General features: G+C 61.2%; 15 protein-coding genes. 10 read left to right on the top strand and 5 right to left on the bottom strand.

The window, feature by feature from the left end; translation table 11 throughout:
• Positions 1-79 precede the first annotated feature (79 nt).
• From C100_RS35885 to C100_RS35875, 3 genes are all read left to right on the top strand, one after another.
• A complete protein-coding gene (locus C100_RS35885; RefSeq protein ID WP_024019893.1) occupies positions 80-829 on the top strand; it encodes an SDR family NAD(P)-dependent oxidoreductase in 750 nt (249 codons plus the stop codon).
• A complete protein-coding gene (locus tag C100_RS35880) occupies positions 826-2,088 on the top strand; it encodes an MFS transporter (RefSeq protein ID WP_024019892.1) in 1,263 nt (420 codons plus the stop codon). The genes C100_RS35885 and C100_RS35880 overlap by 4 nt, the downstream gene beginning before the upstream one ends.
• Positions 2,089-2,220: 132 nt before the next feature.
• A complete protein-coding gene (locus C100_RS35875; protein WP_235219063.1) occupies positions 2,221-2,937 on the top strand; it encodes a TetR/AcrR family transcriptional regulator in 717 nt (238 codons plus the stop codon).
• Positions 2,938-2,990: 53 nt separating this feature from the next.
• On the opposite strand, the gene C100_RS35870 is transcribed toward C100_RS35875, so the two are convergent.
• The 3 genes from C100_RS35870 to C100_RS35860 form a co-directional block, all read right to left on the bottom strand.
• Positions 2,991-3,932, bottom strand: coding sequence for an alpha/beta hydrolase (locus C100_RS35870; protein WP_024019890.1), 942 nt, complete (start codon positions 3,930-3,932; stop codon positions 2,991-2,993).
• On the bottom strand, positions 3,911-5,008 hold the full coding sequence (locus C100_RS35865) for an LLM class flavin-dependent oxidoreductase (protein WP_024019889.1): 1,098 nt from the start codon (positions 5,006-5,008) through the stop codon (positions 3,911-3,913). Before C100_RS35865 ends, C100_RS35870 begins: the two co-directional genes overlap by 22 nt.
• A gap of 172 nt (positions 5,009-5,180) precedes the next feature.
• On the bottom strand, positions 5,181-7,610 hold the full coding sequence (locus C100_RS35860; RefSeq protein ID WP_024019888.1) for a TonB-dependent receptor: 2,430 nt from the start codon (positions 7,608-7,610) through the stop codon (positions 5,181-5,183).
• Between the two features lie 165 nt (positions 7,611-7,775).
• Here C100_RS35860 and C100_RS48605 point away from each other — a divergent pair, with 165 nt between their 5' ends.
• Complete coding sequence (locus C100_RS48605) at positions 7,776-7,994, top strand: hypothetical protein (protein WP_161633913.1); 219 nt, start codon at positions 7,776-7,778, stop codon at positions 7,992-7,994.
• Positions 7,995-8,136: 142 nt separating this feature from the next.
• Positions 8,137-10,539: a pyrroloquinoline quinone-dependent dehydrogenase gene (locus C100_RS35855; RefSeq protein WP_052028276.1), complete on the top strand. Its 2,403-nt coding sequence runs from the start codon at positions 8,137-8,139 to the stop codon at positions 10,537-10,539.
• A gap of 18 nt (positions 10,540-10,557) precedes the next feature.
• On the opposite strand, the gene C100_RS35850 is transcribed toward C100_RS35855, so the two are convergent.
• Positions 10,558-11,319: an SDR family NAD(P)-dependent oxidoreductase gene (locus C100_RS35850; protein WP_024019886.1), complete on the bottom strand. Its 762-nt coding sequence runs from the start codon at positions 11,317-11,319 to the stop codon at positions 10,558-10,560.
• A 395-nt stretch (positions 11,320-11,714) separates the two neighbouring features.
• Between C100_RS35850 and C100_RS35845 the strand changes: the two genes are divergently transcribed.
• The 4 genes from C100_RS35845 (at position 11,715) to C100_RS35835 (ending at position 14,292) form a co-directional block, all read left to right on the top strand.
• The gene (locus C100_RS35845; RefSeq protein WP_024019885.1) at positions 11,715-12,872 is read left to right on the top strand and encodes an LLM class flavin-dependent oxidoreductase; all 1,158 of its coding nucleotides are present in this window, start codon (positions 11,715-11,717) and stop codon (positions 12,870-12,872) included.
• Positions 12,873-12,919: 47 nt separating this feature from the next.
• A complete protein-coding gene (locus tag C100_RS35840) occupies positions 12,920-13,336 on the top strand; it encodes a hypothetical protein (RefSeq protein ID WP_024019884.1) in 417 nt (138 codons plus the stop codon).
• 168 nt (positions 13,337-13,504) lie between these two features.
• The gene (locus C100_RS0124650) at positions 13,505-13,963 is read left to right on the top strand and encodes a nuclear transport factor 2 family protein (RefSeq protein WP_024019883.1); all 459 of its coding nucleotides are present in this window, start codon (positions 13,505-13,507) and stop codon (positions 13,961-13,963) included.
• Entirely contained in the window at positions 13,960-14,292 is a 333-nt protein-coding gene (locus C100_RS35835) for a hypothetical protein (protein WP_024019882.1), read from the top strand. The genes C100_RS0124650 and C100_RS35835 overlap by 4 nt, the downstream gene beginning before the upstream one ends.
• On the opposite strand, the gene C100_RS35830 is transcribed toward C100_RS35835, so the two are convergent.
• On the bottom strand, positions 14,289-15,275 hold the full coding sequence (locus C100_RS35830) for an alpha/beta hydrolase (RefSeq protein WP_031309434.1): 987 nt from the start codon (positions 15,273-15,275) through the stop codon (positions 14,289-14,291). The genes C100_RS35835 and C100_RS35830 overlap by 4 nt on opposite strands.
• A 245-nt stretch (positions 15,276-15,520) precedes the next feature.
• On the opposite strand from C100_RS35830, the gene C100_RS35825 reads away from it, so the two are divergent.
• Complete coding sequence (locus tag C100_RS35825) at positions 15,521-16,330, top strand: SDR family NAD(P)-dependent oxidoreductase (protein WP_024019880.1); 810 nt, start codon at positions 15,521-15,523, stop codon at positions 16,328-16,330.
• Positions 16,331-16,361: the final 31 nt, after the last annotated feature.

Genomic DNA, 16,361 nt, shown 5'->3' with positions numbered 1-16,361 from the left:
GTGTGATTCCACGATTAAATATGGCACGATCGCGCATAACGGCATTTTTTACGATAAATAGTCGGTTTTGGAGAGGGCGATGAACAGATTAAACGATAAGGTGGCGATCATTACGGGTGCTGCGCAAGGCATGGGCGCGGCACATGCCCGCCGCTTCGTAGCCGAAGGCGCCAGGACGGTATTCACCGACATTAATGAAAGCGCCGGGACGGCGCTGGCTGAGGAGTTGGGCGCCAATGCCCTCTTTATCAAGCATGACGTGGCAAGCGACGCCGATTGGCAGATGGTCGTCGAGAAGGCCGAACGGCACTTTGGCCCAGTCAACGCCTTGGTAAACAATGCCGGCATCATCGGCCCGGTCAACAAGGCCGCAGATTTGTCCGAAGCAGATTTTCTGAAAGTGTGCGCAATCAACCAGACCTCGGTCTTCCTGGGCATTAAACATGTGGTCCCGTCGATGATCCGCGCCGGCGGCGGCGCCATCGTCAATATTTCATCCATATCCGGCATCGTCGCCATCTATGGCACGCCCAATGTCGCCTACGCCGCCAGCAAATTCGCCGTGCGCGGCATCACCAAACAGGCCGCCATCGAATATGGCGAACATCATATCCGGGTGAATTCGGTCCATCCCGGCTATATTCGCACACCGATGATGACCGAAGCACTGGACGACGAGCAGATCAAGGTCGCCAGCGGATCGGTGCCGATCCGGCGTGTGGGAGAAGTGGAGGATGTGTCGAACCTCGTCGTCTTCCTCGCGTCAGACGAGGCTGGCTTCATCACCGGCACCGAATATATCATCGACGGGGGATTGACCGCCCTTTGACGCATCGCGCGTCCCTGGCCGAATGGCGGCACGGGTGGCACCTGGTGCTGCTGACCGTCATTGGCGTTACCTGTGTGCCGACCACGCTGCCGGTCTATACGATCGGCCTGTTCGTCGCGCCGCTGCAAGCCGATTTCGGATGGAGTCGCGGCGCGATCCAGGGCGCCATATTGTGCAGCACCGGCCTGGGCCTCGCCGGCGGGCCGATCGCGGGGTGGCTGGTGCAGAGGATCGGTCTCAAGCGCGCGATCCTGTCCGGGCTCGTCGGCATGGGTTGCGCGCTTGCGTCGGCAGCGACGATCCAAGGCGCGCTGTGGCAGCTCTACCTCGCCTATGCGCTGATCGCGCTGATCGGCGCCGGCACCAGCGCGGTGACATGGAGTTGCCTGATCGCGGAGCGGTTTTCGGCGAGCCGAGGACTGGCGCTCGGCCTCGCTCTCTCGGGTAGCGGCCTGGCGGCGGTGCTGATGCCGCGCCTGGTGATGCTGGGCATGGAGCTTGACGGATGGCGCACAGCCTATCTGTTGCTGGCGGGCTTCCCGCTGTTAATCGTCCTGCCGCTCTGCGGGCTGATGCTACCACGCGATGGCGCGCGCTATAGCAAGAGCAAGATCGGAGGCCGCGCCCGCGAAGCCGCGCCTCCTGCCCTGGCGCGGTCCGGTTTGCCGCTCTCCATTGTGCTGCGCGACCGTCGCTTCTGGCTGATGGGAGCGAGTACAGCCGCCATCTATCTGGCGGTTGGCGGCCTTATCCCCAATCTCGTTCCCGCACTCGGCGACCGAGGCCTGCCGCTTGCGCAGGCGGTGACGATTATGGGGATATTGGGCGGCGCGATCATCGCAGGCCGAATTCTCGTGGGCCTAGTGATCGACCACGTCTGGGCGCCGCTGATCGCAACGATCATCCTTCTGCCCGCAGCGGGAGCTTGTCTGCTGATGACGAGCGAGACGAGCTTTGTCGCTTATGCGGTTGCAGCCGCACTGCTGGGTGCAGCGACGGGGATGGAGTTCGACATGCTCGGATTCCTGGTGGCACGCTATTTCGGCCTCGCGGATTTTGCGCGCATCTATGGCAGGCTTTACATGTTCGTCGCGGTGGCGGCGGGTATGGCACCGCTCGCCTATGGCGCCCTTTACGATCATCTACGCAACTACGACATCGCCTTCATCCTCTCCGCGCTCCTGTTGACCAGCGGCGCGGCGGGCCTGCTCGCGCTTGGCCGCTATCCGGCCGACATCAACGACGCAAAACCGGCTTGATCGCAACACTGGGCCACTCAAACCGAAATTTCTTCGAAATATTCCATCGTCATCAATTTGCGCCTTGGAACTTAGGGGGGTGACGGCCTATTCTGCTTCTCCGCCCTGTACGGCATCATAATGGAGATCATAGTGCCAGTAAAAGACGTGATTGCGGCCCAGCCGTCGTTGGCACCGGAATCTGATAATGGCTGGGACAGGCTGCTGGAGGAAATTTCGCACCGGCCCAAGCGCGCTACCGAACGCAAGCAGGACCGGAGCAAGCGGACCGAGCAACAGATACTCACCGGCGCATTGCGTGTTTTTGCGCGCGACGGCATTTCACGTTCGCGCATTGCGGACATAGCGGCAGAAGCGGGCATTTCCGCATCGACCCTTTATGAATATTATAAGAGCAAGGAGGATCTGGCCTATGATCTGCCGCTGGCCCACCTCGCCGAATTTTTTGAAGGCTATCATATCGCAGCCGCGACGAAGGGCACGACCCGCGAAAAACTGCTTCTCTATCTCGTCATGTCCGCTGACTATGCGCGCGAACACGCCGAATGGGCGCGCCTCTTCTACCTCGAAATCTGGCCCAGCGTATTCGTAACCGATACGGATTTGCATCACAGCATCAATGATTTCACGCGCGTCCTGCTGTTCCTCGTCAACGAAGCGATCGAAGAGGGATGGATTTCGCGCGAGCGCAATCCTTACGAAACCGTGGCACTGCTCACCGGGGGCATCAACCAGCTCATCATCACCTGGCTGCTTTATCGCAAGCCCAAGAATCTGACCAAGTCCGGCACCGAAATGGCCGAACGGCTGATCTCAGTGCTGGAGATCGAGGCGCGCGCTGCGGGATGAACGCGGCAAAGGTCGGCCAGCTCCTATCCGCAAAAGCAGATGGTGGGCACCGGTCAGGCCGTGGCGAAATGCCCGCGCACAAACCGGCCGATCTGGTCCAGCGATCGCTCCGCTTCCTCCAAAAAGGGAAATAGCGTCCAGATATGGACCATGCCCTCTGCCAACACGAGTTCCACCGCACCGCCCGCTTCCCGTACGCCCGCCGCCAGGCGCACGGCATCGTCCCGCAGCGCTTCCGCATCGCTGACGGTCAGAAATAGCGGCGGCAGCCCATGATGTTGGCCCCAGACGGGAGACGCCAGAACATGAATGCGCGGATCGCGATCCTCAATATAGACTTTGCCCATTTCGACGATCATCATGCGGTTGATCAACGGGTCGATACCATCCAGTGAAGTCGCCGATTCCCCTTCCCCCGCCAGATCGAGCAACGGGGATATAGCGAAAGCCGCGAGCGGCAGCGGCAGGCCCGTGTCACGCGCCGCCATCAAAACAGCGATCGCCAATCCACCGCCGGCAGAATCGCCGCTCACGATCAGCCGGTCGGCGCCATGACGATCAAGCATAGCGCGATAGGCAGACATCGCGTCCTCCACCGCGGCCGGATAGACATGGTCGGGCGCCAATCGATAATCGGGTACGACCACCGGGGCGCCGCAGACATGCGACAGCCGTACTGCGAAATTGCGATAGGCCCTGGCGCTGCCCATGACATAGCCGCCGCTGTGAAAATGCAGCACCGCATGGCCGTCCGCGTCCCCCACACCGCCCGCCATCACCTTGAGCGCGGCCACGCCGTTCAGGTCGATCGCTTCTATCCGGGCGTCGTCCGGCACGGGGAAGTGCGCGCAAAGCCCCTCGAAGCCGTCCCGCCATGCACCGATCGACGCCGTAGGATCGGGCGTCGCCGCCCGAAACAGGTCGATCGCGCGCTGATGCGCTACGCTGGTGGACACCCGGACCATGGCGCGCGTCAGACCGCTGCCGTCGCGCAATCCCGCGCCATCGCCCTGGCCTCCGGAATGACCTTGTCACCGAACAGTTGCAGCGACACCATTGCCTCGTCACGGCTCATGCCGCCATAGAAGAAGCAGCCGGCCAGGCTGATTTCCGGGCCCAGGACGCGGAGACGCTCCTCGACGCGAGCCAGCACCTGTGCCGGCGTTCCCACGCCCACCTGCGCATCGACATAGGCCCTTGCCGCCGCTTCAGCGCCCATTTCACGCAGCGCAGCAGCGCCCTCGGCATAGGATTGATAGGCGGACGATTTAGCGAAATGGTCGCCGGTCATCTCATAATGGCGGATCACCGTCTGATAATAATTGCCCGCATAGATATAGGCCAGTTCGCGCGCTTCGTCGGCATTTTCCCGGATCAGGTAGAAATCGTCCAGAACGATATGGGGGTGCCGATCGGGATGATGGGCGCGAAAGGCGTTGCGATATTCGTCAAGCAACGGCAACATGCCGTCCAGCGGCTTGGTCACGAAAGTCAGCAAGCGACCGCCAATCTCACCGGCTGTCCGCGAGGATTCGGGCGACATGCCGACGGCGCAGAAATGATCCGCCATCGATGCGCGCGGTGCGGGATGCACCGGGGTCGGGGTTTGCGGGTAATATTTTCCCGTCCCCTCGATCACGCCGCTGCGCAACGCGCCGAGCACCATTTCGAGCGCTTCGTCGAACCGCTCGCGCGATTCGTCCATCGGGATGCCCATATGGCTATATTCCATCTTGGCGAGGCCACGGCCGAAGCCGGCGATGCAGCGGCCACCGCTCAGATGGTCGAGGAACGCGAGTTTCTCGACCACGCGCAGCGGGTCGTTCCACGGCAGGATCACCGCTCCCAGGCAGAGTTTGAGCGTTGTCGTCTTCGCCGCTAGATAGCTGAGCGGCAGGAAATTGTCGGGACAGGCCGAATAGTCGATATCGAAATGATGTTCAGGGGAGCAGCAGATGTCGAAACCCAGTCCCTCCACTTTTTCCATGAGTGACAATTCGTCCTGGACGAACTGGAGCGGGCTACGAATATTACCGGGGTTCTGCCAAACGGGCGTGTAGATGATGTCCATGAACCTCTCCTTGCTTCGCCGGGCGGCTGCACACGCCGTCCACGCCGTTTACTCGTTATCCGAATTAACTTCGGGTTTATAGCTTTTGCACATCATGTTCAAGCGTGGCGAGATGCAACCGAGCGCAAAAAATGGCGCCGTTCCCGACATGGGAACAGCGCCAGTCGCCCCCTTATTTGATCTTGAAGGACATGGTCACACCATAGGTGGCCGGCATACCCGCCAGCCGGCCTGCGGACGCACTCGCCGGGACCACTGCGGCGATATAATATTTGTTGAAGACATTCTTGCCCCAGAGCATGACTTTCCAAGCGCCGCCGGGGGCTTCATAGCCAAGGCGGGCATCGACCGTCGCATAGCCCGGAATTTTGTAGACGAGACCGATCGGCGCCTGCTTGCGGAATTCGGCAGGATTGTCGGGCCACACAATCCGGCTCCCGCCCAGCGCAGCATCCTGCGAGCTACGGAAATTGGTCGATATCCCGACGAAGGGACCACCATCGCCCGGCGCGCGATAATCGATCGACGCCGTGCCTGACCATTCGGGCGTATAGGGCAGCGCGTCACCAAAGGCGCCAAAATCATTGATTTCCCCGATGATATTGTAGTCGCGCGGCGATACCGGCCCTTTCTGCAACTTGGAATTCAGATAGGTGACGCCCCCTGACAGCGTCAGACCAGCGACGGGACGGATCGTGACATCCGCCTCGCCACCGTAGATGCGTGACTTGGGAATGTTGATGAGGATGTCGAGCACGCCGAAAAGCGGATCGAGCAGCTTGCCGCGAATCTGCTTGTTCCGGTAATCATAATAGAAGCCTGCGGCATTGAACTGAACCGCGCGATCGAAGAGTTGCGCCTTCACGCCTGCTTCATAAGCCGTCACGGATTCCTGCACGACCGGTTGCAGACCCACATAGCCCGACGCGGCGAGCGCCGGGAAGCTGCCCGCCTTGTAACCGCGCGATACGTTTGCATAGAGCAGCGTCGTGTCGGTCATCTTATAATCGACACCTACACGCCAGGAGACATTATCTTCCTTCAGCGTCTTGCGGAAGGGTTCACCAGGGACGTTATTGTCGTTGAGCGTATAACAACCCTCCGGGCCGATGGGCGTGAACGGCACTGTCCCCAACAAACCGCCCAGGAAGTTGAATAGATCGTTCACATAACCATTGGCGTCCGTGAAGCCGCAATTATAGGCCTTGTTCTTTGACTGCGTGTAGCGAATACCGCCCTTGAGGGTCAGCTGCGGGCTGATATCAAATTCCAGATTGCCGAACGCGGCATAGTTGGTGATCTTCTGCTTCATCAAGTCGCCGCTGAAATTTATGAACATCAGGCCGGCATTGTTGGTGTCATTGTCGTAATAACGTAGATTTTGCAGTTCGGTCGTCGAACTGCGCTCATAATTGCCACCCACGATGTAGCGCAGCGCTGACGTGCTGGCGTTGGCGATCCGCAATTCCTGGTTAAAGGACGTCAGCTTGCCGTCCGACTTCTGAAGATCGAAACCGACCGCGACCACGCCCTCGCCATCCGTGCGCTGATTTTGCTTGAAATGATCATAGGTCGTGATCGACGTCAGGGTCATGTCGTCGGTCAGGTCATAGTCAGCCCGGACCGACGCCTGAACGAAAGTGCGCTTCGACCTGGGCGAGAAATCGGCCAGTTCATCGGTCGGGCTGCCTGCGGGGCCGCCATAGGGATCGACCGAAAAATGAGTCCAGTCGGCAACGCGCGCATTGCCATAGGCGAAGGGCTGGTTCGCGTAGATCGGCTTCACATTCGTAAAGTCGGTCGGACTCATCGCTACATATTGAATCGCCTGCGGATCAGACGTGTCGCGCGACCCGTTGAGGTTGAATGCCAGCTTCAACCGCTCCGACGCCTGCCAGTCCAGCAGGATGCGGCCGGCGATATAGTCCTGCGATCCGTTGGTATCGGTCGGGCGCGTCAGGCTATATTGCCAGTCATTGAGGTGATGCGCCGTCATGGCGATGCGGCCGTTCAGATTTTCCGTCAATGGCCCGCTGATATAGGCATTGCCGTCAATCTGGTTGAACCGGCCATAGGTGATGTCGCCGCCGGCTTCGAATGTATCGGTCGGCCTGGCTGCGATGTAGTTAATCGCGCCGCCGGTCGCGTTCTGGCCAAACAGCGTGCCTTGCGGGCCCTTCAACACTTCGATCCGCTCCAGATCGAAGGCGGCGTGAGACGCCATGACCGGGAACGGCAAAGGCGCCTGATCGATATAAACCGACACGGCCGGGTATACGCCAAGCGAGCTTTCATTGAAGCCCACGCCGCGCAGCGTGAAGATGGGCGTGTTGGTGACCGAGGGCGTGAATGTCAGGCCCGGAACGGCAGACGCAACGTCGGAAAGGGAAACGATCTTGCGGTCCTGCAACTGCTCCGCGCTAAGAGCGGTGATGGTCAGACCCACCTTGTTGATATTTTCCTGCCGCTTGTTCGCGGTCACGACAATATCCGCATATTGCGAAGTTTGTGCGGTTGAATCCTGTGCTTCCTGAGCCTGCGCAGCGGTACCCAAGACCAGCCCCGCAACACCCGACAACAAAAGCGCCTTTGCAGCGTTCATTTCGGCATCCTCCCATTTTCTTCGCTTTTTACGAAGCCGAATTAGTATCGGGTTTTAGTCATGGCCTGTCAATCGATAAAGGCATATGGTCCTACCAATATAATTCCTCTTTTTGTTCAGCATATTAGACGGCAAAGTTGGAGACCGCTCGCCACGGGCGGCAGCTTGCGGAAGAATCCGATGCCTTATCGATCAATTTCCCGCTTCGTGCAGCATCGACTGGCTGGCCGCATCGGCCTGCGCCCGCAACGCAAGCCCAGCACCACTGCCGCTGGAAACCTGCGTGAAATTGCCTGCTTTCTCGGTAAAACAGCTAGTCGCCTTTCGGCATCAACGCGCCCGACCTTTAAGTCCGCGCAGCTCTTCAACAGCGCCATATCGTGATGCGGACGCGACCACGCCCCAAAAATAGCCCTGCGACGTCCGAGCGTCATTCAAGAAGCAACTTCAATCCGAATTATTTTCGGTTATTATCGAGTCGCACAGAATCTGCCCCAAAAATCGGCACGAAATGGAGAGGACGAACATGCCAGAGCACTTGCCCGGCCCGGCGCCGGCTGGAATCAGCCGGAACCATGACATTCGCCCGTCCCGCATCGCCGTCCGCGTCGTTGCGATCCTGCTGGCGCCGATCGCGCTTGTCTTGATGGTCGGCGGCGGTCAACTCCTTCTGCTGGGCGGTTCGCCCTATTATATGGTTGCGGGCCTGCTGATCGCCGCCGCCGTCCTGCTGTTGTGGCGTGGTGACAGGCGGGGCGCATGGATCTATGGCGCGATGCTCGGCGCAACCCTGATCTGGGCCTTATGGGAAAGCGGGGGCGATCTCTGGGCGCTGGCGCCACGCATAGTCGGCCCCGCCATACTCGGACTCCTACTGCTGCTATCGCCCGTCCGCCGCGGCTATGGCGCGCGTCCGATCCATGGGGGCTGGTTCATAGGCGGCGGCCTGTTGACGCTCCTTCTGTTCGCCGGCGGCGCCTGGTTGTTACAACCAATCGCAACAGACAATGCCGTCGCCTTGCCAGCAGCGGCCCCGCCCACCGAGTGGCGGCAATGGGGCAATGGTGCTGGCGGCGATCGCTTCGCCAGCGCGGCGCAACTCACCCCCGCCAATGTCGCCCGGCTGCAGCCTGCCTGGTCATTCGAGACCGGCGCCAAACCACGTCCCGGCGGTGCCGGCGCACTGGCGTTCGAGGCTACGCCGATCAAGGTCGGCAACCGGTTGTTCCTCTGCTCGCCGCACAATGTCATCTTCGCGCTTGACGCGACCACCGGCCGCCAGCTCTGGCGGTTCGATCCGCACACGAAGGATATGGGTCATGCCTTCGCCAATTGCCGCGGCGTTGCTTATCACGCCTTTGCCGACTCGGCCGCCCCCTGCGGCAAGCGGATCTACAGCGCGACGATCGATGCCCGCCTGATCGCCGTCGATGCTCGCACCGGCGCGCGATGCCGCGATTTCGGACGCGATGGCGAGGTGTCGCTAACCGACGGCATCGGCAACTATTCCTCGGTGCTCTATTATGTGACATCGACGCCGGTCGTGTCCGGCAATGTCGTGGTCACCGGCTCCTACGGGCTGGACGGGCAGAAGATGGACCAGCCCTCGGGCGTCGTGCGCGGCTATGATCTGGCCAGCGGCGAGCCGGTATGGGCGTTCGACCCAGCCGATCCGGAACGCGGAACGCCGCAGGCGCGCTATGCGCCTGGTACCCCCAATATGTGGAGCGTGGCGAGCAGCGATGAGAGACTGGGCCTGGTCTATCTACCCTTCGGCGTCGCCACGCCGGATTTTTTCGGCGGTCGCCGCTCACCTGGGGCGGAGCGCTTCTCCAACGCGATCGTCGCCGTAGACAACCGCACCGGGCGGCCGCGATGGACGTTCCAGACGGTGCATCACGACTTGTGGGATTATGATGTCGCGTCGCAGCCCGTGCTGACCGACGTTCGCGTCGGCGACCGGATGATCCCTGCGCTGGTCAGCATCAGCAAGACCGGCCAAAGCTTCGTGCTGGATCGCGCGACCGGCCGGCCGTTGTCTCCGGTCGTGGAAAAGCCGGTGCCGCAGGGTGCTGCGCCAGGCGACTGGACCGCGCCCACTCAACCCTTTTCCGTGGGCATGCCGGCCTTTGGCGCGCGCGCCCTCACCGAAGCTACGATGTGGGGTCTGACCCCGATCGACCAGCTCTGGTGCCGCATCGCCTTTCGCAAGCTGCGGTATGACGGCGCCTTTACCCCGCCGCGGCAGGACTGGTCGATCCAGTATCCAGGTTCCGCTGGCGGCGTGAACTGGGGCAGCATTTCGATCGACCGGCAGCGGCGCATCATGATCGTCAATAGCACCAACATGCCCACGCTCAATCATCTGATCAGCGCGAAGGAAGTAAGGGCGCTCGGCTTGGCGCCGATGGGTACGCCGGGACAGTCGCCTTCGCTGGAACGCTTCCGCCTGGGCGTGCCGCAGACGGGCGCGCCCTATGGCGCACAGAATCATATGTTCCTTTCACCGCTCGGCGTGCCGTGCATCCAGCCGCCCTTCGGCACGCTGAGCGCGGTCGACCTGGACAGCCGCAAGCTGTTGTGGAGCAAGCCCATCGGCATGGCCGACAGCATGGGACCGATGGGCATCCCGTCGCGCCTGCCCTTCACCATCGGGCTCCCGACGTTGGGCGGATCAATCACGACCGCCAGCGGCCTCACCTTCATCGCCTCGACACCGGACCGGAGGCTCCGCGCGATCGAAACGGCAACAGGACGGCTATTGTGGCAGACCATGTTGCCCGCCAGCGCCAATGCGACGCCTATGACCTATGTTGGCGATGACGGGCGGCAATATGTGGTGATAGCGGCGGGCGGCAGCGCAGCATTGGCCAGCAATGAGCGTAATGTCCTGGTCGCCTATGCCCTGCCGCAGATCAGCCGACGCTGACCCGCGGCGTGAAACCTTTCAACGAGCCAGGAAGCCGCCATCAACGGGCAGGCTGATCCCATTGACGAAGGGACAGAGATCCGAGAGCAGCCAGCGCGCGGCCTCCGCCACATCGTCCGGCTTGCCAAACCGACCGACCGAATGGCGCGCCCGCAGCGGCTCCAGTGTCGCGCCGAAGGACGCATCGTTGAATAGCCGCTCCTCCGTCATCGGGGTCAAAATCAGACCCGGCAGCACCGCGTTGACGCGAACCTGCGTATCCCCATATTCGCACGATGCCGCGCGGGTCAGGCCGGTCACGCCGGCCTTCGACGTGGCATATTCCGCCATGTTGGGTGACGCCGCCACCGCCGCGCCGGATGCGGTGTTGACGATGGCGCCGCCGCCCGACTGGCGCATCTGCGCGATTTCATGCTTCATGCACAGGAACACGCCGTTCAGGTTGATGTCGATCACCCGGCGCCATTCGGCGAAGCTGAGGTCCGGCACAATCTTGCTGGCGAATTCGATGCCGGCATTGTTGAATGCACCGTCCAGGCGGCCGAAGCGCGCCACCGTCGCCGCAACCATCGCGGCGACCGATTCGTCGTCGGCGACGTCGCACGCGACGAACGCGGCCTCGCCCCCTGCGGCACAAATGGCTTCGGCAGCTTCTGCGCCCGCATCCGCGCTGCGGTCCGCGATCATGACCAGGGCGCCGTCGCGCGCGAACAGGTCAGCTGCAGCACGGCCGATCCCGGAAGCGCCGCCGGTCACGATAATAGCCTTATCCTTCAGCATGTCGGTCCTCTCCTTACCTCTCGCCCGCCGTCCCGAATAACGAGGTCGCGAACAAATTATCGAATTTTCTTGGTATATATCAGGCAAAATTCACAATTATCGGCTCTATCTATTCCTGCATCACCCCCATCGTCAATATTTTCCGAATATATGTCGGATTGACAGCATGTGCATTGCGCGCCACAAGATCGCACCCAGAAGCAAGCATCCGGCACAACGGAGCAAGGAGAGGACACTGATATGCCACGACATGACAATGTGTATCTTCCGCGCTCTTGGATGATGCCCTGCGCTGTCCTCGTCCAAAAGCGACGCGCGATCGCTCCCGCCAGTTTCTGATCGCCTGATGCTAGGCCGCCGCCCGCGCGTGCCGGCCCCTAATGCTGGAGAGAAAGATGAAGTTTTTCGAAGACAGGATGCGGTTCGGGATTTTCATGGGGCCTTATCACAAGCCAGCCATGAATCCGCTGGTTTCCTTCCAGCAGGACATGCAGACGATCATCAATCTCGACGAACTGGGCTTTGACGAGGCCTGGATCGGTGAACATCATTCCGGCGGGATCGAGACCATCGGCAGTCCAGAATTGTTCATCGCCGCCGCGGCCGAACGGACCAAGCGGATCAAGCTGGGCACCGGCGCGATCACCCTGCCCTATCACAATCCTCTCTGGGTCGCCGACCGGATCGTGCAACTCGACTATCAGACGCGCGGCCGCATGATGTTCGGCGTGGCGCCAGGCCAATTGGTCCAAGATGCGCAGATGATGGGCCTCCACCCCTCGCAGAACCGACAGCGATTGCAGGAGGCACTGGAAGTCATCATCCCGCTGTTCAAAGGCGAGCGGGTGACCCGAAAGACCGACTGGTTCGACCTGCAGGACGCCCGATTGCAGATGCTGCCCTATTCCAATTTCGATATGGCCACGGTGAGCGTCCTGTCCCCGTCCGGTCCGCTGCTGGCAGGTCGGCACGGCATGGGCATGCTCTCCGTCGCGGCCACCGACCCGGACGGCATCGAGAAGCTGCTCGGCCATTGGGAGATCATGGAGAAGGAAGCGGCTACCCATGGCCAGCCCAAGCCGTCGCGAAAGGATTGGCGCCTGATGGGGCCGATGCACCTTGCCGAAACCATGGAGCAGGCGAAGGAGGACGTTCGCTACGGCCTGTCGCTGCTGGAAGATTATCGCGCACACATCAATCCGGCGCCCGACATCGATTGGTGGGACATCGACAAGATCGTGGACATGCTGAACGAGAGCGGCGCCGCCGTCATCGGCACGCCCGAAATGGCGCGGGCGCAGATCAACCGCCTGATTGAAAAGTCGGGTGGCTTCGGCACCTATCTGCTGATGGGCGTGGATTGGGCGCGTTACCCCGCAACCGTGCGTAGCCACCAACTCTTCGCAGAGGAAGTCATGCCCTATTTCAATGGCCTGGGCGATCCGCTGCGCAAGAGCTTCGAGGAAGTCATGGCGACAGGCTATGCCGGCGCGCAACTGACCGCCGAGGCACAGGCATCCATGCTCGAAAAATATAAGCGCGGATCGGTCTGAGCGGCCACACAACGCAGCGCCTCCAGCGGCGCGAGAAAGGCATCGTCATGACTGCAGCATTCGACATGGAGAGGGTTCGCGAAATCGCCAGGAGCGCTGGCGACGAGCCGGTCACAATGGTCAACATGCTGAGGTTTCGCGATAGGGCGAGCTACGATCCCGGTTGCGACGCAACCCCATGCTCCGGCCGCGATGCCTATTTCGAACGTTATGCTTCGGTTTCGACCCCGCTGGTCATGGCGGCGGGTGCCAGCATCTTCTGGCTTGGATCGGTCGTGGGCCATGTTGTCAGCCCAGCGGAAGAGCGCTGGGACGACATTCTGCTGGTGCAATATCCAAATTTCGGGGCGGTCCAGAGACTCTTTGAAAATCCAGCATATCAGGCTGTTGTTTTCCATCGCAGCGCAGCGCTTCAGGATTCCCGGCTGATAGCTGCCCGATCGATTCCCATACCCGCCTACTGAAACATCGCCGCCTCCCGCAACGTCTAGCAAGGTTCATGAAGTGATCGGGCAATTCCTCGATGTGGGCAAAACCTCGCTGCACGGTGGAAGCGGGACCGACGCGGGGCGTGGCCCCCATCCTATAAAACAAGATGCTGGCGATTTGGCCGGTTCGACACAGAGGAGAGGATGAGCGAGATGCCGATTGCCTATAGCGACGACGAGACCATGGTGCTGGAGTTTCTGGACCATTGGGAAAGCGGCAATGTCGATATCCTGCTCGGCTATTTTGCCGAGGGTGCGAGCTATATCGATATGCCCCTGCCGCCACGGCACGGCCTCGACCAGATCCGTGCCTATCTGGACAGTATTTTTTCCGCCTTTTCGGTGCGGATCGAGACGCTCAGCATCGCCTCGCGCGACGCTATCATCTTCACAGAGCGAGTCGACTATCTGGAGTCCAAGGCTGATCGATCAGTCGTCGTGCCGCTGCCGGTCACCGGCGTCATGGAGGTACGCGACGGCAGGATCGCCGCATGGCGCGATTATCTGGACCTGCGCACGGCGGAGGAAGGGCTGGGCATAACCATCCGGCCAACCGGAGCCGCTTCGACCGGCATTGCCCGAACCGAAGGCGGCGTCGCATGACGGACATGACCGCCGGAACCCTGGCCCTGTTCGTGGCCGCCACCCTGTTCCAGCTTGCCGGGGCGTCGATCCTCCCCGCGACGCGCGGAATGACCGCGCCGTTGCCCAGCTTCGGTGTCTTCGCCTGTTACGCCATCGGCGTGGTCTGCATGGCGCGACTGATATTGTCGGGCGTCGATCTCAGCTTGCTGATTCCCATCATCACGCTGGCCATCATTATAGGCTCGGTGATCGTCGGCATGACAATCTATGGCGATGCCCCTTCGATGGGCAAGCTGGCATGGCTAGGCGGTGCGATCCTGTGCATGGGCATGTCATTTCGCTATTAAGAAGCGCCTTCGCCTGGCCGCCGCGCCACATCGGACAGGAATTCCAGCAAGGCTGTGGTCGTCTCAGTGGGTCGCTCGGACGGCGTCCAATGGCCGCAGCCCGACAGGATGCGTTCCATTCGCAGGTCAGGGCACAGCGTGCGCTGGGTCTCAAGGCCATGGTCGAACATGAGCAGCACGATCTCGCGGTCGCCGCACAGGAAGCCGGTGGGCTGACGGATGGTCTGGTCACCATAGGCGCGCGCTTGCGCCTCGTTCGTGTCCCAGTTCCTGTACCAGCATAGCGAGCCATAAAAGCCATTACGCAGGAAAGGCGCGGCGTGGGCATCCAGTTCTGCATCGCTCATGAATGACAACGGCCCGGCTGGCGGCGAGGCGAGACCGGGGAGGAGGGCGTCGTCCAGCGGCCGGGGCTTGAGCCATTCGCCAAAGGGCACCTCACCCGACAATGCGTGAAATATCCGCTTCAGGCTGTCGCGGGCATCGCGCCCGAGTTCATCCTCCGCCGGACCGACCGGCTCGAAATAGCGCATATAGTAGAAGCGGCCAGGATAAACCGCATCGAACCATTCATGCGCACCGACGGGGCTGGGCAAGCGATGCGGCACGCCAAGAGAGAAGACGGCCCGCACTCGATCCGGAAATCGCTGCGCCGTGCGCCAAGCGACCGGCGACCCCCAGTCATGGCCGACCGAAATCCAGGTCCGATAACCCAGCGCGTCAGCGATGGCGGACATATCATCGGCGGCATGATCGATCGTGTAGGCAGCGGGGTCTTCCGGCGCGGAAGAGTCGCCATATCCGCGCATGTCGGGCGCAGCAACACGATAGCCGGCATCGGCCAGCGGTCCCATCTGATGGCGCCAGGCTCGCCCGAGATCAGGCCAACCGTGCATCATGATGACGAGTGGCCCTTTCCCTGCCACGGCAACGGATAAGCTGACGTCGCCCGAGCGCACGGAAATGACATCTATATCGATCATCACGATCTCCTCTCCCTTTGTCCCAAAGCATAGCAGCAATGGGGATGCCGACGACACAAAATCGATATTCATTCGGCATTTGTCGCTAGTGAATGGATGCACTGCCGGAAAGCTCGTGGAGACGCAATCCCACGGTATCGGCGCGGCGAGCATATTATTGCAGAATCACCTTTAGAAACAGCTTGTCTTTTGAACCATATTTTCCGACAATGATTCGGATATAACAATATGAATTGATGGAGAGGATGTTGACCCAGCTATTCGATGGCAAGGTCGCGCTCGTGACCGGCGGCGCTTCGGGCATTGGCGCGGCCTTCGCCCGCACCATCGTGCGCGACGGCGGCCGCATTGCGATTGCCGACCTCAACGAGGATATGGGGCAGACACTGGTCACTGAACTGGGCGCGGGCAATGCCAGCTTCACGCGCACCGACGTGTCGCAGCAGGACGATGTCATCGCCTTCGTCGATGGGGCGGCGGCGCATTTCGGCCGGATCGACATCCTGTTCAACAATGCCGGCATAGGCGGCATGGGCACGACGCTCGACCTTGACGCGGCGACCTTCCGGCGGGTGATAGAGGTCGACCTCTATTCAGTTTTCTACGGCTGCAAGGCGGCGCTGCCGCACATGGTCCGCAACGGATCAGGCGCTATCGTCAACAACGCCTCCATTTCAGGGATGCTGGGCGATTTCGGCATGACCGCCTACAACACGGCCAAGGGTGGCGTGGTCAACTATACCCGCGCGCTGGCGATGGACATGGCCAAGTCGGGCATCCGCGTCAACGCCATCTGCCCTGGCTGTGTGGACACGCCACTCTTCGCGGGGCTCAAGGCCGCCGAAAGCGTGTTCGATAATTTCATCCGCGCCGTGCCGATGACTCGCATCGGCCAGCCCGAAGAGATTGCGGAAGTCGTCGCCTTCCTGGCGTCCGACAAGGCATCCTACATGACGGGCGCGATCATCCCGGTCGACGGCGGCATCACCGCCACTTCGGGCTTCCCGGACCTCGCCCCCTTCATGGAGATATTGCAAAGGGGCTTTAACGCATGAGGACAATAACGGCCGCGCGATACGCCCGGCC

Source organism: Sphingobium sp. C100 (assembly GCF_000508185.1).
In the GTDB taxonomy this organism is placed as follows: Bacteria; Pseudomonadota; Alphaproteobacteria; order Sphingomonadales; family Sphingomonadaceae; genus Sphingobium.
Note: the sequence above shows the minus strand (reverse complement) of the source record. Positions and strands in the feature narration are given on the sequence as shown.